The 18,559-nt window shown below is 69.8% G+C and carries 15 protein-coding genes; 8 read left to right on the plus strand and 7 right to left on the minus strand.

Going from position 1 to position 18,559, the window contains the following annotated elements; translation table 11 throughout:
- Positions 1 to 163: 163 nt before the first annotated feature.
- The 6 genes from ACFYXF_RS01130 (at position 164) to ACFYXF_RS01155 (ending at position 8,218) form a co-directional block, all read left to right on the plus strand.
- Entirely contained in the window at positions 164 to 1,729 is a 1,566-nt protein-coding gene (locus ACFYXF_RS01130) for an ABC transporter substrate-binding protein (protein ID WP_389346760.1), read from the plus strand.
- A complete protein-coding gene (locus ACFYXF_RS01135; RefSeq protein ID WP_389346762.1) occupies positions 1,726 to 2,679 on the plus strand; it encodes an ABC transporter permease in 954 nt (317 codons plus the stop codon). Before ACFYXF_RS01130 ends, ACFYXF_RS01135 begins: the two co-directional genes overlap by 4 nt.
- Complete coding sequence (locus ACFYXF_RS01140; RefSeq protein WP_389346764.1) at positions 2,676 to 3,551, plus strand: ABC transporter permease; 876 nt, start codon at positions 2,676 to 2,678, stop codon at positions 3,549 to 3,551. The genes ACFYXF_RS01135 and ACFYXF_RS01140 overlap by 4 nt, the downstream gene beginning before the upstream one ends.
- Complete coding sequence (locus ACFYXF_RS01145; protein WP_389346766.1) at positions 3,548 to 5,665, plus strand: dipeptide ABC transporter ATP-binding protein; 2,118 nt, start codon at positions 3,548 to 3,550, stop codon at positions 5,663 to 5,665. Before ACFYXF_RS01140 ends, ACFYXF_RS01145 begins: the two co-directional genes overlap by 4 nt.
- A gap of 181 nt (positions 5,666 to 5,846) precedes the next feature.
- Positions 5,847 to 6,674, plus strand: a complete 828-nt coding sequence (locus ACFYXF_RS01150; protein ID WP_389348437.1) for a PfkB family carbohydrate kinase — start codon at positions 5,847 to 5,849, stop codon at positions 6,672 to 6,674.
- Between the two features lie 248 nt (positions 6,675 to 6,922).
- A complete protein-coding gene (locus ACFYXF_RS01155) occupies positions 6,923 to 8,218 on the plus strand; it encodes a MarR family transcriptional regulator (RefSeq protein WP_389346768.1) in 1,296 nt (431 codons plus the stop codon).
- Positions 8,219 to 8,250: 32 nt separating this feature from the next.
- Here ACFYXF_RS01155 and ACFYXF_RS01160 read toward each other — a convergent pair whose 3' ends face one another.
- The gene (locus ACFYXF_RS01160; RefSeq protein WP_389346770.1) at positions 8,251 to 9,240 is read right to left on the minus strand and encodes a helix-turn-helix transcriptional regulator; all 990 of its coding nucleotides are present in this window, start codon (positions 9,238 to 9,240) and stop codon (positions 8,251 to 8,253) included.
- 93 nt (positions 9,241 to 9,333) lie between these two features.
- Between ACFYXF_RS01160 and ACFYXF_RS01165 the strand changes: the two genes are divergently transcribed.
- Positions 9,334 to 9,732 (plus strand): VOC family protein, encoded by a 399-nt coding sequence (locus ACFYXF_RS01165; protein WP_389346773.1) that lies wholly within the window; start codon positions 9,334 to 9,336, stop codon positions 9,730 to 9,732.
- A gap of 48 nt (positions 9,733 to 9,780) precedes the next feature.
- On the opposite strand, the gene nagZ is transcribed toward ACFYXF_RS01165, so the two are convergent.
- The 6 genes from nagZ to ACFYXF_RS01195 are packed head-to-tail and all read right to left on the minus strand — an operon-like array spanning position 9,781 to position 16,734.
- Positions 9,781 to 11,235 (minus strand): beta-N-acetylhexosaminidase, encoded by a 1,455-nt coding sequence (gene nagZ / locus ACFYXF_RS01170; RefSeq protein ID WP_389346775.1) that lies wholly within the window; start codon positions 11,233 to 11,235, stop codon positions 9,781 to 9,783.
- Complete coding sequence (locus ACFYXF_RS01175; protein WP_389346777.1) at positions 11,232 to 12,305, minus strand: ABC transporter ATP-binding protein; 1,074 nt, start codon at positions 12,303 to 12,305, stop codon at positions 11,232 to 11,234. The genes nagZ and ACFYXF_RS01175 overlap by 4 nt, the downstream gene beginning before the upstream one ends.
- On the minus strand, positions 12,302 to 13,306 hold the full coding sequence (locus ACFYXF_RS01180; protein WP_389346779.1) for an ABC transporter ATP-binding protein: 1,005 nt from the start codon (positions 13,304 to 13,306) through the stop codon (positions 12,302 to 12,304). Before ACFYXF_RS01180 ends, ACFYXF_RS01175 begins: the two co-directional genes overlap by 4 nt.
- Positions 13,303 to 14,205: an ABC transporter permease gene (locus ACFYXF_RS01185; RefSeq protein WP_389346781.1), complete on the minus strand. Its 903-nt coding sequence runs from the start codon at positions 14,203 to 14,205 to the stop codon at positions 13,303 to 13,305. The genes ACFYXF_RS01180 and ACFYXF_RS01185 overlap by 4 nt, the downstream gene beginning before the upstream one ends.
- Positions 14,202 to 15,272, minus strand: coding sequence for an ABC transporter permease (locus ACFYXF_RS01190; RefSeq protein ID WP_389346783.1), 1,071 nt, complete (start codon positions 15,270 to 15,272; stop codon positions 14,202 to 14,204). The genes ACFYXF_RS01185 and ACFYXF_RS01190 overlap by 4 nt, the downstream gene beginning before the upstream one ends.
- A 25-nt stretch (positions 15,273 to 15,297) precedes the next feature.
- Positions 15,298 to 16,734 carry an ABC transporter substrate-binding protein gene (locus ACFYXF_RS01195; protein ID WP_389346784.1) on the minus strand — a complete coding sequence of 479 codons (1,437 nt, stop codon included), beginning with the start codon at positions 16,732 to 16,734 and terminating at the stop codon, positions 15,298 to 15,300.
- Positions 16,735 to 17,155: 421 nt separating this feature from the next.
- Between ACFYXF_RS01195 and ACFYXF_RS01200 the strand changes: the two genes are divergently transcribed.
- On the plus strand, positions 17,156 to 18,448 hold the full coding sequence (locus tag ACFYXF_RS01200; RefSeq protein ID WP_389346786.1) for an alpha-L-fucosidase: 1,293 nt from the start codon (positions 17,156 to 17,158) through the stop codon (positions 18,446 to 18,448).
- Positions 18,449 to 18,559: the final 111 nt, after the last annotated feature.

Raw genomic sequence — 18,559 nt, forward strand, 5'->3', positions numbered from 1 at the left:
CCGCCTCGTCCCCCTCCAGGGCGACAGAACTGCCGCGGCTTCAGCCGCCTCCGCCCCCCGGGCGGCACCAACCGGCCCGCACACACGCCGCGTTCATGCCCGAAGAACCACATCTGACGGGGCTGTTCACGCAGGGTTCCCCCGAGCACTTCAAGGAGCATCGATGTCCCTCACCAAGCCAGTCCGGCCGCGCCGGCTGTTGGCAGGCGCCGCCGCAGGCGCGGCACTGCTCACCTCCGCCGCGTGCAGTGCCGCCACCCAGCCGGTCGGCACGGACTCCGAGACCACCGGCCCGGTACGCGACGGAGGCACCCTCGTCGTCGCACAGACCAGCGACGTCGATCCCGGCTCGTTCCTCAAGACCTCGTTCGGCAACCTGCTGTCCGAGTACCAGGTCCTGGAGACCCTGACCGCCATCAGCACCAAGACCGGCCAACCGAGCGGTGTCCTGGCGAAGTCATGGAAGCTCGCACCCGACGCCAGAAGCATCGACATCACGCTCCGCGACGACGTGACGTTCCACAGCGGCCGCGAACTGACGGCGAGCGACGTCGAGTTTACCCTGAAGAAGGTGCAGGACCCGGCGACGGGCGCGGCGAACCAGCCGATCGCGAGCCAGGTCAAGTCCATACGGACCGAGGGCGACCACGAGCTGGCCCTCACCTTCTCGAAGCCGACGCCGAACATCTTCGACCTGTTCGAGACGATGCCGATCCTCAACCCCGCGACCTACGGCGACTACGCGGCGGGCAAGGTCGTCGACGGCACCGGCCGGTTCGTCTGGAAGTCCTGGACGCCCGGCGGCAAGGTCGAACTCGCCAAGTACGCCAAGTACCGCGACGCCAAGAACACCCATCTCGACAAGATCCAGATCAACGTCATCAACGACCCGACCGCCATCGTGTCGGCGATCCGCAGCGGCCGTGTCCAGTACGGCGTCGGCATGCCCGCCCTCGACGCGCGCAGCCTGAGCAAGCAGCAGGGCTACGCCCTCGTGACGTCGGGCGGGTCGGCGATCCCGCTCGCCCTCGACGTGACGAAGGCGCCGTTCGACGACAAGACCGTGCGGCAGGCGGTGCAGTACGCCATCGACCGCGACCGGATCGTCTCCCAGGTCGAGGGCGGTCAGGCGGACGCGACGGACCTGCCGTGGCGGACGTCCACCGTCGGCTACGACGCCACCCAGGCGAAGCACTACACGTATCAGCCGGCCAAGGCCAAGCAACTGCTCGCCCAAGCGGGCGTGAGCGGCGCCTCGTTCGACGTCGTCACGCTGAACACCCCCGAGGCCACCGGCATCTTCCAGATCGTCAAGAACAACCTCGCCGCCGTCGGCCTGAACGCCAAGCCCGTACTGCTCACCGCGACCGAGTACGACGAGCGGATCGCCAAACGGAACATGGGCACGCCCGCGGTCCTGATGATGAACAGCAACGCCCTGTCGCCGGCCACCCAGGTCGTCAGCCGGCCGGAGTTCGTCGCGGACGACAACCTCCTGAAGCTCAAGGACCCGCAGTACACGAAGCTCGTCGAGCGGGTCGTCGGCGCGACCTCGACCGAGGACCAGAAGGCCGCGGTGCTCGCCTACAACGACTACGTCCTGGACCAGGCGTTCGCGGTTCCCCTGATCACGCGCCCGACGATGACGGTCCGGTCGACGGCCGTCGGCGGTATCAAGGCGACCCGGACGGGCTTCCTGGACCTCGGCACGGCCTGGCTGTCGAAATGATCCGGTTCCTGATCCGCAAGGTGCCGTCGGTGGGGTTCGTGCTCTTCGCCAGCTCGATCGTCGCGTTCGCCCTGCCCCGGCTCGCGCCCGGAGACGTCGCCGTCACCCTCGCCGGTGCGGACCCGACGGCGGCCAACATCGCCGCCATCCGGAGCGAGTTGGGGCTGGACCGGTCGCTCGCCGTGCAGTACTGGGACTGGATCTCCGGTCTGTTCCACGGTGACCTCGGGCAGTCGTACCTCCTCCACCGCAGCGTCACGAGCCTCATCGGCGACCGGCTGGGGAGCACCGTCGAGCTGGCCGTGTTCGCGACGCTGCTCGTCGTCCTGATCGGGACCACGCTGGGGGTGCTCGCCGGCTCGACGAAGCGCTGGTGGACGCGGGCGACCCTCGATCTGGGCACCAGCGTCCTGGTCGCCGTGCCGTCGTTCCTCACAGCGCTGGCGCTGATCCTCGTCTTCGGCGTGTACCACCGCTGGCTCCCCGTCAGCGGCGAGGTGAGCGTGCTGCACGACCCCGCGATCGGGATTCAGTATCTGGTCCTTCCCGCGGTCGCGCTGGCGCTGTCGCCTGCCGGGGGCCTGGCCCGGCTGCTCCAGACGGAGATGGCCCGGGTCCGTAACGAGGACTACGTCGATCTGGCGCTGGCCAAGGGGGTCTCGCCCCGGCGGATCACCCTGCGGCACGTGCTGCGCAACAGCTTCGGCACCGCGGCCGTCGCCATCGGTCTGGAGATCGGCACCCTGCTCGCCGGTGCCGTGGTCATCGAGGCGGTCTTCAACCGCAACGGGCTCGGCCAGCTCGCCGTGTCCAGCGTGCAGACCCGCGACTTCACCGTCCTCCAGGTGCTGATCCTCGGCGTGGTCTGCGTGGCGGTGATCTGCCAGATCGTCACCGAGATGGTCCTCGCGGCACTCGACCCGAAGATCAGGTTGGGAGACCGGACATGACAGACATCCCCCTGTCCGCATCCGCCCCGACGGCGGCGCGCAGACGACTCAATCCGACGCTGGCCCGCTATCTGTCGGCCTTCCGCACCCCCAAGGGCATCATCGGGGTGTCGATCCTCGCGATCATGCTGCTCGCCGCCCTGCTCGCTCCCCTCCTCTTCCCGTCCGGCTACGACCAACAGGGGCCGGACAGCTTCGCCGGGCCGTCGGGCGCGCATCTCTTCGGCACGGACGAGTTCGGCCGTGACATCTTCGTCCGCAGCGTCTACGGGCTGCGCGTCGACCTGAGCCTCATCCTCACCGCGGTGCCGCTCAGCATGGCGATCGGCACCCTGCTCGGCCTGTGCGGCGCGCTCTCCGAATGGCTCGGCGCGGGGGTGCAACGCCTGCTCGACGTCGTCATCGGCTTCCCGGGGCTGATCCTCGGGGTGTGCCTGGTGGCGATCCTCGGCCCCGGCTGGTTCGCGCTCTTCCTCACCATCCTGATCGGCGGTCTGCCCAGCACCGGGCGCCTGGCCCGTAGCGCCTGGCTCACCCAGCAGGGCAGGGAGTACGTCCTTGCCGCCCAGGTGCTCGGTGTCTCGCGCCGCCGACTGCTCGTGCGGCACGTGCTGCCCAACGCGATGGACGCGATCGTCGTGAACGGCGCCGTCTGGATGGTCATCGGCGTCTACATCGAGGCCGGCCTGTCCATCGTCGGCCTCGGAGTGCAGCCGCCGACACCGTCACTCGGCGTACTGCTCAACAACGGCCTGCGGTTCGTAACCCAGTCCCCCACCTACATCATCGGGCCCGCCTCGCTGCTACTGCTCCTCGCGGTGGGCGTCGGCCTGATGTCGGACGCGCTCAACGAGGCGGTGAATCGCCGATGAACCCGACGACCGACCCCACCACGACCGACCCACCGGCGCCGGTCACGAGCAAAGGCGTGCCCCTGCTGCGCGTCGAAGGACTGCGTACGGAGTTCAAGCTCAGGAACGGTGTCGTCAAGGCCGTCAACGACGTCAGCTTCGACATCCACGCGGGTGACGTCCTCGGCATCGTCGGCGAGTCCGGCTCGGGCAAGTCGATCACCGCGCGCTCGATCATGCGGATGGTCCGCCCGCCCGGCGAGATCGTCAGCGGTTCCGTGCGGTTCGCCGGCGAGGACCTGCTCGCGCTGCCCGAGAGCGAGATGCGGCGCAGGCGCGGCAGCGAGGTGGCGATGGTCTTCCAGGACCCGCAGTCCGCGCTCAACCCCGTCATGAAGGTCGGCGACCAGATCGTCGAGGCCATGACGGTGCACGGCGTGGACCGGAAGACGGCACGCTCACGCGCGGTCGAACTCCTCGAACAGGTCGGCATTCCCGACGTACGGACGAAGATCGACCAGTATCCGCACCAGTTCTCCGGCGGAATGCGCCAGCGTGTGGTGATCGCGATCGCCCTGGCGAACGATCCCGCACTGCTCATCGCCGACGAGCCGACGACCGCGCTCGACGTCACGGTCCAAGCCCAGATCCTGCGGCTGCTGTCCAGGCTGCGCACCGAACTCGGCATCGCCGTCGCGATCATCACGCACGACATGGGGGTGGTCGCCGAGCTGTGTACGGACGTGGTGGTGATGTACAGCGGCCGTACGGTCGAGAAGGGAACCGTCGAGCAGGTCTTCGAGCACCCGCGCCACCCCTACACGGCGGCACTGCTCGCGGCCATGCCCCGTCTCGACGACGAGCGCAAGGGCAAGCCTCTCCCGGCGATTCCCGGCACACCTCCCGACCCGGCCGCGCTTCCGACGGGCTGCGCGTTCCATCCGCGCTGCGCGTTCGCCGAGGACGCCTGCGTGCAGGAGACGCCGGGGCTGCTGCAGATCGGCGAGGCGGGACAGACCGTGGCCTGTTTCGCCGCCCAGGCCGGCGTGGACGTCTCCCCGACCGGCGTACGTGAGGCAGCGCACCCCGCCGAACCCGTGCCGCGGACCGCTCCCCCTACGGCCGAACCCGTACTGGAGATCCGGGACGTCACGGTCGACGTGGGTTCGCGGCGGCGGGGGCTGTTCCGTCGTGAGCCCCCGGTGTACGCCGTCGACTCGGTGAGCCTGACGGTGGAGGCGGGCCGCACGCTCGGGCTGGTGGGCGAGAGCGGCTGCGGCAAGTCGACGCTGTCCCGCGGTGTCGTCGGCATCAACCCGATCGCCGGCGGCTCGATCCTCGTCGAGGGAACCGACGTGAGCGCGATGCGCGAGGAGGACCTCAAACGGGTCCGGGCCTCGGTGCAGTACGTGTTCCAGGACCCGTACGCGTCACTGAACCCCCGGCGCACGATCCGGCAGTCCCTCACCGAGGCGCTCGCGTTCCGGGGCATCGGAGGACCCGAACTCGAAGCGGCGGCACGCTCGTTGGTGGAGCAGGTGGGCCTGCGCCCGGAGCACCTCGACCGCTATCCGCACGCCTTCTCCGGCGGGCAGCGCCAACGGATCGGCATCGCGCGGGCGTTGGCCCGTGAACCGCGCACCCTGGTCCTCGACGAGCCGGTGTCCGCACTGGACATGTCGGTCCAGGCACAGATCATCAACCTGCTGGAGAAACTGCAGAACGAACTGGGCCTGGGTTACCTGTTCATCGCCCACGACCTGTCGGTCGTACGCCACCTCAGCGACACGGTGGCCGTCATGTACCTCGGCAGGATCGTGGAGTACGGCGATGTCGCCGATGTCTACGGCAGCCCCCAACACCCTTACACCACAGCCCTGTTGTCGTCCTCACCGGCGGCGAGCGTCGCGGAGCGCGCACGGGAGGGCATCGTCCTGCGGGGCGAGCTGCCGAGCCCGTCGAACCCGCCCTCCGGCTGCCGGTTCCGCACCCGGTGCCCGATCGGTCCCCTCGCGCATCCGGAGCGGACGATCTGCGCGGAGGCCGATCCGCAACTCACCCTCACCCCCAGTGGTCAGCGTGCCGCCTGTCACTTCGCCGGTGAACTCGCGGGGCGACCCTCAACCCCGACCTGACGGCGATGAGGGAGCCGGACTGGAACCGGCGGTGATCATGCACGCTCCAGCCACCTTGCCCGTGGGTATGGGGAGGCTGGGGCGGGCATGAACACACGGCAGGAGGAGGTGCTGGTGGTTGGAGTCGGCAGCCAGGAGGCGTCCTGAAGGGCTGTTTGTCGGGCTGTGCACGCTCGATGTCATCCAGCTCGTGGAGCAGACGCCCTCCTCGAACCAGAAACTCACCGCACGTCAGCAGACAGTGGCCGCAGGTGGTCCGGCGGCGAACGCGGCCGTGACCTTCGCCCACCTGGGTGGTGCGGCCAGGCTGCTCACCGCGATCGGCTCCCATCCGCTGGGGCTCGCGGTCGCGGCGGACCTGCGCCGTCTGGGCGTGACCGTGTCGGACCTCGCGGCCGGTTCGGTCGAGCCGCCCGCCGTGTCCTCGGTCCTCGTGACCGAGTCCAGCGGAGACCGTGCCGTCGTCTCGACCAACGCGACGGGCCATCGGCTCACCCCACCCGACGACCTTGACGCGTTGGTGGCCGCCTGCGACATCGTCGAGTTCGACGGCCACCACGCGGAACTGGCCCGGGCCGCCGCCCACGCCGCTCGTGCCGCCGAGCGCCGGACCGTGCTCGACGGGGGCAGTTGGAAGGCCGGGACACAGGACCTGCTGCCGTTGATCGACGTGGCCGTCTGCTCGGACGACTTCCATCCGCCCGGCACGCACACACCGGAGGACACCCTGCGGTTCCTGCGGGAGCACGGGGTCCGTTGGGCGGCGGTCAGCCGGGGAGGACGGCCCATCGTGTGGGCAGGCCCCGACGGCGGCGGCACGGTGGACGTGCCCGCCGTCCCGGTCGCGGACACCCTGGGCGCGGGCGACGTCCTGCACGGAGCCCTCACCCACGACCTCACCCTTTACGACCGTCTGACTCCACGGGACTTCGCCGAGGCGCTGCGGAATGCCGCCACGGTCGCCTCCCGGGCGTGCGCCTCGTTCGGCACGCGGGCGTGGATGCGGTGAGGGTGACGCGGCCGTGCCGTCGGTCCGGCCGCACACATCGGAGTCGCGTCCTCCAGCCCTGACAGATCACCGATACATCGGATGTATTGCCCGGACGCGCCATGGAAGCGCGCGGTGCGTCCGTGTACCGTCTTCCGCCAAGAGCAGCCCAGGACCACGTTCCTGATGGGTGGTACATCGTGAGTTTGTCGATCGGACTTGTCGTTCACGCAAGCCGCCGTGGAGTCTTCGAAGAAGCCGTCGAGCCGTTGTCCGGAATCTCGTTGAAGTGGGTGACGTACGGGCACGAGCACGAGATCCGGCCCCGTGTGCAGAGCCTCGCCGATGGACACGCCCTGGACGGACTGCTGGTGGGTGCCGTTCCGTATCGCGCGTGTCGTGACGTCCTCTCTCCCGGCCTGCCTGTCGCCGTCACCCGCAGTTCGGCCCTCGACCTGGCGCTGGCGTTGTCCCAGGCGCAGGCCCGTGGCTGGCAGCCGGTGCCGGTCAGCATCGACACCTTCGATCAGGAGGTGGTCTCCGAGGTCGCGGAGGCGCTGCACATCGACCGCACCCGGGTCGCGTGCCTCCCGTACGCCGACGACCAGAGCGTCGAGGAGATCTGCGCGTTCCACCAGAGGTCCCTCCGGGAGGGCGGTGGGTACGTCATCACCGCGCGGACCGCTGTCCTGCGGCAGTTGCGCGGCAGCCTGCGCGTGCTGAACGGCTCGCCCGTGCCGTCCAGCATCCGCGCGGAGCTGCACGAGCTGGTGCTGCGCATCCGGTCCGAGCAGGCGGGCGCCGCCGGGTTCGCCGCCGGCGTGTTCTGCGTCAACAGGCCTGGTGGTCCGGGCGACCTGGAGCGCGTCCGCATGGGGCTGCTGGCGCTGCTGCGGGCCACGCCCGAACTCAGCGACGCCTGGATCGAGAACCGTGGCCGGCGCGGTGTGGTGGTCCTCGGGCGCCGGACGGTGTTCGAGCGGCTCAGCCGCAACTGGCTCATCGTTCCGGTGCTGGAGCAGGCCCAGGAGTCACTCGGGGTGGGGGTGGCCGCCGGGTTCGGCGTGGGCCCTTCGGCACGTTCCTCGGTGATGCTCGCCGAACGGGCCGCCGCCCGCGCGGAGTCGGAGAACCGGCCGTGCGGCTATCTGATGGAGGACAGCGGGCTGGTGATCGGGCCGTTGGGTCCGGGCGGGCCGCCGCAGCCCCGGTCCGCCCAGGAGCAGGGCGACCGGATGCGCTCCCTCGCGCGGACCGTCGGGCTCAGTCCGGCAACGTTGTCACGGCTCGCCGCGATCGAACGCGACCTGGCCGGACGTACCGTCACACCGAGCGAGTTGGCCGACGCCATGGCCGTCACCGACCCCAGCGGCCGACGCCTGGTCCGCAAACTCCACGCGCACGGCCTGGTGACCGCCGAGGGGCTGACCCAGACCCACCGCAAGGGCCGGCCGACCGGGCTGTACCGGCTGGCGATAGCCGCGGCCCTGACCGGCCGCTCCGCCGAGACCCACCCACTCCCCACCGACGCCCGCCCCCTCTCCACCGTCCCGGCCACGATCTAGAGGTGCCATCACATGGCATCGGTTCCGCACTGTCAGATTTGGCGGGCCTGGGACGCGAGGCGATCGGCGAGCGCGAGGACGAGGTCGCGCAGTTCGTCGGGGCGCTCGATGACGAACGGCCGGTCGAGTGCGGCGAGTACCGGAGGCAACCAGTCGAGCCGCTCCGCCCGTAGTTCGACGCGCAGCCAGCGCTCGGTCGCCGGGTCCTCGCCTGCCGTGGGCGCGTACTCCTCCACAGTCGCGACACCGGCGGGAAGGCGGGCGCGGATCTGCTCGACGGTGCCGTGGATCCGCAAGGTCACCTCGTGCCGGTACTCGGCCGTGGCGAACCCCGACAACACGCGCTGTGCCGGATCGGGACCCACGGGCTCGTCGAACGAGCCGGGCAGGGTCCTCGCGTCCGCGATGCGGTCGAGCCGGAAGGTTCGGGCCTCGTCGATCTCGGGGTCCGTGCCCGTGACGTACCACCGGCCCGAATGGGCGACGATCCCGTACGCGTGCAGCGTGCGGTGGCTGCGTCGGCCGTCGCGGTCGGTGTATCTGATCGAGACCGGTCGGCGGTGGCGTACCGCATCGGCGACGGTGAGCAGGACCCCGGCGTCCGGGGCGGCGAACTCACCGGGCTGATCCGTGAAGGCGAGGGATTCCAGGAGTGTGTCGAGCCGGCGGGCGACGTGTTTGGGCAGCACGCGCCGGATCTTGGCGGATACGGTCTCGCTCGCTGTGCGCTCCGCCGTCGTCAACCCTGCCCGGCGGCCGGCGACCAGGCCGAGCAGCACGGCCAGCGCCTCGTCGTCGCTGAGCATGAGCGGAGGCAGACGGTACCCGGGGGCGAGCCGATACCCGCCGTAGCGACCGCGTACCGACTCCACGGGCACGTCCAGGTCGATCAGATGATCCACGTACCGCCGAACGGTGCGCCCGTCGACACCGAGCCGTTCCGCGAGTTCGGCGACCGTCCGGGTGCCGCCCGACTGCAGTAGTTCCAGGAGTGTCAGCACGCGGCCGGTGGGGCGAGGCATGTGCACAAGCCTAAGCCGAATACAGGACGGATTCTGTCCCCTATTCCTCCTAGCCTGCGACGTGCACCGACCCCATCGGCCAAGGAGATCACCATGGACTTCGTCTCGATCCGCATCATCACCGGCGACGTGGCACGCCTCGTCGAGTTCTATGAGCGAGCCACGGGGGTGCGGGCGATGTGGGCCACTGAGGACTTCGCCGAACTCAGGACCCCGGGCGCCACGCTCGCGATCGCCGGCACCCGCACCGTCCCGCTGTTCGCCCCGGGTTCCGCCCGTCCGGCGGACAACCACAGCGTGATCACCGAGTTCCTCGTCGACGACGTTGACCGTGTTCACCAGAACCTGACCGGTTTCGTCACGGACTTCGTCACCGAGCCCACCACGATGCCCTGGGGCAACCGGTCGCTGCTGTTCCGCGACCCGGACGGCAACCTCGTCAACTTCTTCACCCCCGTCACCCCGGCGGCCATCGAGAAGTTCGCACGTTGACACCAGGCACGGTGGTCGCTCACTCGCGAGCGTCATAGGACATCACGCCTAAAGCAGCGCCTCGGCCACCGCCCGCAGGTTCGCCCGGCCCCGCCCGTAAGCGCACAGCCCGTCGGCCGCCTCCGTCTCCGCGTCCGGCATGCCGGTGGCGACGAGGAGGGCGTCGGGGCGGGCGGTGAGCAGGGCGGTGCGGGCCGCCGCCTGCCAGGGGTGCAGGTCCGCGTCCTCGGTGGCGATCAGCAGGGGGCGCCCCTGGGCGTGCCGCAGGATGCCGGGCACGTCGACGGGGCCTTCGCTCGTCACGACGCCGTCGGTGGCGGGCATGACCTCGCGCAGAAGGGTGAGGAGGTCCGTCCGGTCCCATTCCAGCGCGGGGTTGGGGCGGCGGTGCAGGTCGACGACGTACGGATCGACGACGGGGCCGGGCAAGGGCTTCCAGCGGATGGCTCGGCGGGCGGCCAACAGCCCCACGTCCTCCGGGACGGCGCCGCCGGTCGTGTTTGGTGGCTGGGCGAAGCGGTCGGCCAGGGCGTCGACGCGGCGGGCGGCGTCGACGACCCGGGCGGGGTCGAGCGTGCCGCTCGCCAGGGCGTCGAGCAGGGCGTCCCGGCAGCGCCGCCACAGCTTCGGGTCGGGGCGGGCGATGATCAGCTGGTCGGCTCCCGCTGCGATCGCGGCGACGGCAGCGGCCGGTTCGCCGACCGTGTCGGCGATCGCCTTCATCTCCAGGGCGTCGGTCACGACGACGCCCTCGAAGCCCAGTTCGGTGCGCAGGAGGTCGGTGAGGATGCGGCGGCTGAGGGTGGCGGGGGCGGTGGTGTCGAGGGCCGGGTAGACGACGTGGGCCGTCATGACGAGCGGGACGCCCGCGGCGATGGCGGCCCGGAAGGGCGGCAGGTCGTTCTCGCGGAGGGTTCGTTCGTCCCTGGGGTCGACGGCGGTGCCCAGGTGGCTGTCGACGGTGGTCGAGCCGTGGCCCGGGAAGTGCTTCGCGCACGGGGCGATGCCGGCGGCCAGCGTGGCCTTCGTCCAGGCCGTGACGTGGCGGGCGGCCTGGACGGGGTCGGCGCCGAAGGAGCGGGTGCGCACGATGGGGTTGGCGGCGTCCCGGTGGACGTCGGCCACGGGGGCGTAGCTGACGGCCACTCCGCAGTCGGCCAGGTGCCGGGCGAGCCCGTCCGCGACGGCGGCGGTCAGCTGGGTGTCGTCGGCTACGCCCAACGCCCAGGCGCCCGGGGTCTCGGGCGCCCCGGCTCTGGCGAGATGGCTGATGCTTCCGCCCTCCTGGTCGACGGTGACCAGCAGTCCGGGGCGCAGGGAGCGCAACTCGTCGGTGAGGGCGCGGAGTTGGGCTCGTCCGGCGACATTCCGGGTATGCAGGATGACGCCGCCCAGTCCGGTGTCCGCCAGCCGTCTCAGGTCGTCGGGGACCTTCGTACCGTCGAAGCCGAGGACGAGACAGCGGTGGGCGGCCTCGATCAGGTCGTCCGGGAGGGGGGTCACGGGGTCAGCTCCGCGGTGGTCGTGTCACGGGTGGCGGCCGGCTCCGCCAGCAGGACGCAGCGGGCCCAGTGACGGTCGGTCAGCTCGACGTGCGGGGGCCGCTCGGTGCGGCAGGCGGCGCGGGCCAGGGGGCAGCGGGGGTGGAAGCGGCAGCCGGACGGGGGGTGAACGAGGTCCGGGGGTTCGCCGTAGTCGTCCCCGGTGACATCCCGTTCGCCGTCCTCGCGGTTCGTGCGGCCCGCCAGGAACTCCATCCGGTCCGGGTCCGGGGTCGAGTCCAGGAGCAGCCGGGTGTACGGGTGGGCCGGGGTCTGGGTGACGTCCTCCGCCGTGCCGTACTCGACGATCTCCCCCGCGTACATCACCGCGATCTCGTCGGCGAAGTAGCGGGCGCCGGCGATGTCGTGGGTGATGTAGAGCATGGCCAGGTGTTCCTCGTCGCGCAGGGCGGCGAGGAGGTTGAGGATCTCCAGGCGGATGGAGACGTCCAGCATGCTCACCAGTTCGTCGCCGAGCAGGACTTCGGGTTCGACGGCGAGGGCTCGGGCGATCGCGACGCGCTGGCGCTGGCCGCCGGACAGCTCGTGCGGGAAGGCATTCAGGAAGCGCTCGGGCGGGGTCAGTCGTACGCGTTCCAGCAGGGCCCGCAGCCGCCGCTCCATGTCCTCGCCGCCGGTGACGGAGCCGTGCAGCCGCAGCGGCCGTTCGAGCAGATAGCGCACGCGGTGCAGGGGGTTGAGGGAGGCGAAGGGGTCCTGGAGCACCATCTGGACCCGGCGGGCGTAGGCGCGACGGGCCCGGCGACCGCGTGCCGAGGCGAGTTTCCCGTACAGCAGGACGTTGCCGCTGGTGGGGGTCTGGGCGAGGGCGAGGGTCCGGGCGAAGGTGGACTTGCCGCTGCCGCTCTCCCCGACGAGGGCCACGGTGCGGCCCGGGATCAGGCGCAGGGAGGCGTTCTCCAGGGCGTGCACGTTCTCGCCGCGGGAGCGGTGCACCGGGTAGCGGACGGTGACGTCAACCGCTTCGAGTACGGGGGCCGGCTGGGGCGTTCGGGCCTGCTCGTCGGTCATGCTCGGCCTCCGGTGGTCAGCGCGGGCAGGTTGTCGGCGTGGATGCAGGCCACGGCTCGCTCAGTGCCGTACGTGGTCAGCGCGGGAGGCGCCGCCTCGCACTCGGGCGTCGCGTGCGGGCAGCGCGGTTGGAAGGGGCAGCCCGGTGGGAGGCCGCGCAGGTCGGGCGGGTTGCCGGGGATGCCGTTCAGACGGCGCATCGGTCCGCGCAACGGCGGGAAGGAGTCACGCAGGCCGCGCGTGTACGGGTGTTTCGGGTCCCGGTACAGATCGCCGGCCGGGCCGCTCTCCACGATCCGTCCGCCGTACATGACGGCGATGCGGTCGGCGATCTCCAGGAGCAGTGACAGGTCGTGCGTGATGAAGACGACGGAGAAGCCCAACTCCCGTTGGAGTCTGATGACTTGGCGCAGGATCTGGCGTTGCATCACCACGTCCACAGCCGTCGTCGGTTCGTCCATCACCAGCAGGTCGGGGTCGCAGACCAGGGCGAGCGCGATGGTGGCCCGCTGGCGCATTCCGCCGGAGAGTTCGTGCGGAAAGCTGTCCAGGCGGGTGGCGGGGATGCCGACGAGGCCGAGCATGTGCGCGGCGCGTTCGCGCGCCTCCGATCTGGTCATACGGCGGTGGGCGTGCAGGGTGTCGGTGAACTGGGCGCCGAGTCTGGCGACGGGGTTGAGGGCGTTCATGGCGCTCTGGAAGACCACGGCCGTGTGTTCCCAGCGGGTTCTGCGCAGTTCGCGTGCGTCGGCGTGGAGCAGGTCGACGGGGTCGCCCGAGCGCGGGTGGAGCGTGGCGCTGCCCGTGCGAACGACTGCGGGTGGGCGCAGCAGCCGTAGGAGGGCGTTGACCAGGGTGGTCTTGCCGCTGCCGCTCTCGCCGGCGATGCCGAGGATCTCGCCGCGGCGCAGTTCCAGGGAGACTTGGGACACCGCGGGCAGGGGTTCGGCGGCCGTGCCGTAGTCGACGCTGAGGTTCCTGACGTCCAGCAGCAGGCTCACTGTGCCCCTTTCCTGCGGCGGGCGCCGCGCAGTCGCGGGTTGGTCAGTTCGTCGATGCCGAAGTTGACGAGCCCGGCGGCGGCACCGAGGACCGTGATGGCGACTCCGGGCGGTACGAACCACCACCACGCGCCGGAGACCATCGCCTGCCGCTGCTGGGCGAAGTAGAGCATCGTGCCCCAGCTGACGGTGTTGATGTCGCCGATGCCGAGGAAGTCCAGGCCGGAGACGGCGAGGATGGAGGTCACGAGGGAGAGCATCAGCGTCGCCGAGATCACGGGCAGCAGGTTGGGCAGCACCTCGACGAGCATGATCCGTGGATTGCTCTCCCCCAGCAGCCGGGCGCCCAGGACGAAGTCCCTGTTGCGCAGGGACAGTGTCTGCACGCGCTTGGAACGGGCGCCCCAGGCCCAGCCGGTCAGGCCGATGACCAGCGCGACCGCGAACGGGCCGCCCCTCCCCCGCAGATACCCAGCGAGGATGATGACCAGCGGCAGCCCTGGCAGGACGAGGAAGACGTTGGTGAGGGCGCCGAGCACCGAGTCGACCGTGCCGCCGTAGTAGCCGCCGATCAGTCCGACGGCCACGGACAGTGTGGTGGAGACGACGGCCGCGACGGCGCCGACGAGCAGCGAGGTCCGGGTGCCGACGACGAGTTGGGCGAGGACGTCGGTGCCGTCCTGGGTGGTGCCCAACGGGTGGTCCATGGACGGGGGTTGGAGGACGGCCCCGGTGAGCTCCGTGGGCGACAGCCCCATCAGCGACTGCACGATCCACGGGCCCGCGGCGGCCACGAGGACGTACATGGCGATGATCGCGAGTCCGACGCGGGCCTTGCGGTTGGCGGGGACCAGCTTGTGCCACGCGGTGCGCCAGGTGAGCGGCGCGGCGGTCGTCATGCGTCCTCCCGGGTGCGCGGGTCGAGCAGGACGTAGACGGAGTCGGCGATGAAGTTGGCCACAAGGACGGACAGCGAGATGATCAGGAACAGGGCCTGCATCAGCGGATAGTCGAGGTTCACCACGGCCTGGTAGAAGAGGTAGCCGATGCCGGGATAGGCGAAGACCGCCTCGGCGAGCAGCGAGCCGCCGACCACGGTGCCGATGGAGATGGCCAGGCCCGCCACCTGCGGCAGCATCGCGTTGCGGGCGGCGTACGCCAGCAGGATCCGCCAGCGGCTGAGCCCCTTGGCCTCGGCGAGGCTGACGTAGTCCTCGGCCACGGTGGTGATCATCATGTTGCGCATGCCGAGCAGCCAGCCGCCGACGGAGGAGACGACGATCGTCAGCGCGGGCAGGAAACCGTGCGCGATCACGCTGCTGACGAAGGCGAAGTCGAGGCCCGGTTCGAGGTTGAGGTCGTAGCCGTTCTGGGAGGGGAAGACCGGCAGGCTCACCGACAGCAGCAGAAGCAGCATGGTGGCGACCCAGAAGTACGGCATCGAGCCGAGAAAGGTCGCGAGCGGTGCCAGCACACTGTCGAGGCGACTGCCGGGCCTGGCGCCCGAGATGATGCCGAGTGCGGTGCCGAGGAGGAATGCCAGGACGGTGGTCAGGCTGACCAGGCCCAGCGTCCAGGGCAGACCCTGGGAGATCATCTCGCCCACGGGCTGCGGGAAGTAGGCGGTGGAGATCCCGAAGTCGAGGTGGGCGAGCTGGGAGAGGTAGTGCAGGTACTGCTCCCACAGGTTCTGGTCGGGGACGCCGAACAACGCCTGGATGGACTTCTCGGTGGCCGCGTTGACCTGTGTCCTCTGGGCCAGCTTGTTGAGGATGACGGCGGCCGGGTCGCCCGGCATGAGGCGGGGGATGACGAAGTTCAGGGTGACGGCGACGGCGGCGGTCGCGAGATAGAAGCCGAGGCGGCGCAGCAGGACCCGGGCCCGGCCGCCGCGCCGGCGACGGCGTGCGGGGCCGTCCGCCGACGGGGGCTCGGTGTGCGGCGCCGGAAGTGTCGTCGCCGTCATCGGGCGAACTCCCTGGGCGCGGCCATCACTTGACCGGCTTCAGCTGGGCGAGGACGTTCTCGAATGCCGGGCCGCCGTTCCAGGGGGCGCAGATGGCGTACGGATTGCTCTTGTCGGGGAATCCGGTCCAGTTGCGGGCGCTCCACGCGCAGCCTGCGGTGATGTTCGACAGCGTCACGAACGGCACCTGGTCGACGATGATCTTCTCCAGCTTCCGGGTGAGCTGGATCTGTGTCTGTTCGTCGCCGGAGTTCGCGAGCTGCGTCAGCAGGTCGTCGGTGCTCGGGTCGCGCCAGCGCAGGTAGTTGTTGGTCTGCGCCACGCCGCCCTTCGCGGTGCCGGCGAACTGGCTGCTCAGTAGGGGGTTGTAGACCTGCCAGGGCACGGCGCCGTACGCCAGTCCGTACGAGGCGAGGTCGAAGTCGCCCTTGGCCCGGGTGTCGGTGTAGGTGCCGCTGGCCAGCGGCTGCACATTCACCTTGATGCCGATCTTGCCGAGCTGGTCGGCGATGATCCGGGCCCGCTGCACGGAGTCCGCGAACTCGGCGACCTCGATGTAGTCGAGCGTGAGCTGCTTGCCGTCCTTCACGGCCTTGCCGCCGTTGAAGGTGTAACCGGCCTGCTGGAGCTGGGCTTTGGCGGCCGCGAGGTCGGTCTTGACGGCGTCCTTGTAGGCGGGGTCGAGCCACTTGCCCTGGGTCGCGGCGTCCAGGCCGGTCTGGCTGATGGGGGTGGCGCCGAGCTGGGTGACGAGCTGGATGAGCTGCTGCCGGTCGATCGCCAGCTCGACCGCCTTGCGCAGATGGACGTCCTTCAGGGCACCCCGGTCATGGTTGAAGACCAGGATCAGCGACCCGTACGTCGGGTAGAAGTAGCCGTTCTTCGCCGGGTCCTTGTCGACGTACTGCTTCTCCAGGTTGGGTATCGCACCGCCGCTCAGGTCCTCCTGACCGCTGGTCAGCTGGGAGATCTCGGTGGCGGAGTTCACCACGGGCAGCCGGATCTGCTTGACCTGGATCTCGCTGCGCCAGTAGTCGTCCCGGAGGGTGAGGCTGATCTGCTGCGGGTCGAACCGCTTCAGGGTGTAGGGGCCGCTGCCGACGGGGTCGGGGTTGGTGAAGGTGACCGGGTTCTTCTGGTTCGCCCAGTATTTCTCCGGGACGATGTACTGCTGGAGAATCGAGGCGATCTGGGTGAATGCGGGCTTGTCGAATCGGAAGACGACCGTCTTCTGCCCCTGCGCGGTCACCGAGGAGAACGAGACACCGGACGAGTTGAGCGCGGGTGTCTTCTTCACCAGCTCGAAGGTGAACACCACGTCGGCGGCGGTGACCGGTTTCCCGTCGCTCCAGGTGGCTTTCTTCTCGATGTCCACGGTCAGCGTACGGCCGTCCGCCGACAGTTTCTGCGCGGAGGCGAGCCAGGGTTCGAATTCGCCGCCCTTGAGGACATTCACCCCCATGAGCGACTGATACATATAGATTCGGGTTCCCGGTGAGGCGTCACCGGTGCTGGTCAGCGGATTGAAGTTCCGCTGGAGCACGGTTTTCCCGGAAGCATAATTGATCATCATCGAGCCACTGCTCGAATTCGCCGAACCGCTGTCCTGGCAGGCGGTGAGCGCCAGACTCATCACCACGGCGACCACTGCAGGACCGGTTCTCAAGGAACGCCTGAGCCGCACGGCTGACCTCCCATCTCGGTTGCCGAATTCTGCGGACGGAAATCACCGGGTGTCAAGCAGGCAATGGGAATCCCCTACAAACGAACCTGGTCCCAAATAGAAAGGAACCAGGTTCGTATATCGACGGCGTGTTTGACGGGAGGCCGTGGAAGGGCAGGATTGCCCCTCAGTCGATCCGGCGGAATCGAGAGGAAACGAATTGCCCCAGACGCGTGACACACCCGCGGCGACCGGTTGGATGCGGGAGGCGAGGTTCGGCCTCTTCGTCCACTTCGGCGTCTACAGCATGGCCGCACGGCACGAATGGGTACGCAGTTACGAGGAGATCGACGATGCCACGTACCAGCGATACGTCGACCACTTCGACCCCGATCTGTTCGACGCCGCCGACATCGCCCGCACGGCGCGTGCGGCCGGCATGCGGTACGCCGTACTGACCACCAAGCACCACGACGGCTTCTGCCTCTGGGACTCGGCGGTCTCCGACTACACCTCGGCCCGCGTCTGCGGCCGGGACCTGGTCGCCGAGTTCGTGGACGCCGTACGCACCGAAGGACTGAAGGTCGGCCTCTACCACTCGCTCCTCGACTGGCATCACCCCGACTACGTGATCGACGGCGTGCATCCGCTGCGCAACGCGCCGGACGTGGCCGCCCTCAACTCCGGCCGTGACATGGGCAGATACCGCGCCTACCTGCACGCCCAGGTCAAAGAGCTGCTCACCTCGTACGGCCAGGTCGACCTGATGTTCTACGACTTCACGTTTCCCTGGGACCGTGGCGGGATGCCCGGCAAAGGACCGGAGGACTGGGACTCGGCGGAGCTCCTCGCGACGACCCGCGCCCTCCAGCCGGGCATCGTGGTCAACAACCGCCTCGGCATTCCGGGCGACTACGTGACGCCCGAGCAGTACCAGCCGGACCGTCCGCTCGTCGAGGACGGCGTCGAGATCATGTGGGAGGCGTGCCAGACGCTCAACGGCTCGTGGGGCTACCACCGGGACAACCTGGAGTTCAAGGACCCCGGCGACCTGGCGCGCATGCTCGTCCAGTCCGTGTCGAACAACGGCAACATGATCCTCAACGTGGGCCCCGACGGCCGCGGCAACATCGAGCCGCGCGCCCGTGCCGTCCTGAACTCCCTCGCGGACTGGATGCGGCTGCACTCCCGCGCGATCCACGGCGCCGGCCCGGCTCCGTTCACCCCGCCCGCCCACGGCGTGTACACCCTGCGAGGCGACCGTCTCTACCTCCACCTGTTCTCCTGGCCGTTCAGACATGTGCACCTGCCCGGGCTGGCGGGCCGGGTGAAGTACGCCCAACTGCTGGGCGACGGCAGCGAGGTCGGACTCGACGTCCTCGACAGCACGCCCCAACCGCACGCCCATCTCTCCCCCCTGCCCCAGCCCGAGGGCACCCTGACGCTGACGCTTCCGGTCACCCGGCCGGACGTGCTCGTACCGGTGGTCGAGATGTTCCTGACGGAGGCGTGAGGGGCTCCGGCGGTGCTCGGGGAGCGCGTTTCCTCGCGTTCGTCCAAGCGTGGTCGATCTTTGTCCATGGACGGGTCCACAGTCAGGGGTGAGGGTCGGGCCATGAGCGAA

This window comes from Streptomyces sp. NPDC002680 (genome assembly GCF_042889145.1).
In the GTDB taxonomy this organism is placed as follows: domain Bacteria; phylum Actinomycetota; class Actinomycetes; order Streptomycetales; family Streptomycetaceae; genus Streptomyces; species Streptomyces adonidis.

What these genes read in the sequence shown, in the direction of transcription:
- ACFYXF_RS01160 (WP_389346770.1), bottom strand. Translation starts at nt 9,240, where the DNA reads ATGCCTCGCCCCACCGGCCGCGTGCTGACACTCCTGGAACTACTGCAG.
- ACFYXF_RS01130 (WP_389346760.1), top strand. Translation starts at nt 164, where the DNA reads ATGTCCCTCACCAAGCCAGTCCGGCCGCGCCGGCTGTTGGCAGGCGCC.
- ACFYXF_RS01175 (WP_389346777.1), bottom strand. Translation starts at nt 12,305, where the DNA reads ATGACCGACGAGCAGGCCCGAACGCCCCAGCCGGCCCCCGTACTCGAA.
- ACFYXF_RS01190 (WP_389346783.1), bottom strand. Translation starts at nt 15,272, where the DNA reads ATGACGGCGACGACACTTCCGGCGCCGCACACCGAGCCCCCGTCGGCG.
- ACFYXF_RS01195 (WP_389346784.1), bottom strand. Translation starts at nt 16,734, where the DNA reads ATGGGGGTGAATGTCCTCAAGGGCGGCGAATTCGAACCCTGGCTCGCC.
- ACFYXF_RS01135 (WP_389346762.1), top strand. Translation starts at nt 1,726, where the DNA reads ATGATCCGGTTCCTGATCCGCAAGGTGCCGTCGGTGGGGTTCGTGCTC.
- ACFYXF_RS01165 (WP_389346773.1), top strand. Translation starts at nt 9,334, where the DNA reads ATGGACTTCGTCTCGATCCGCATCATCACCGGCGACGTGGCACGCCTC.
- ACFYXF_RS01185 (WP_389346781.1), bottom strand. Translation starts at nt 14,205, where the DNA reads ATGACGACCGCCGCGCCGCTCACCTGGCGCACCGCGTGGCACAAGCTG.
- ACFYXF_RS01145 (WP_389346766.1), top strand. Translation starts at nt 3,548, where the DNA reads ATGAACCCGACGACCGACCCCACCACGACCGACCCACCGGCGCCGGTC.
- ACFYXF_RS01140 (WP_389346764.1), top strand. Translation starts at nt 2,676, where the DNA reads ATGACAGACATCCCCCTGTCCGCATCCGCCCCGACGGCGGCGCGCAGA.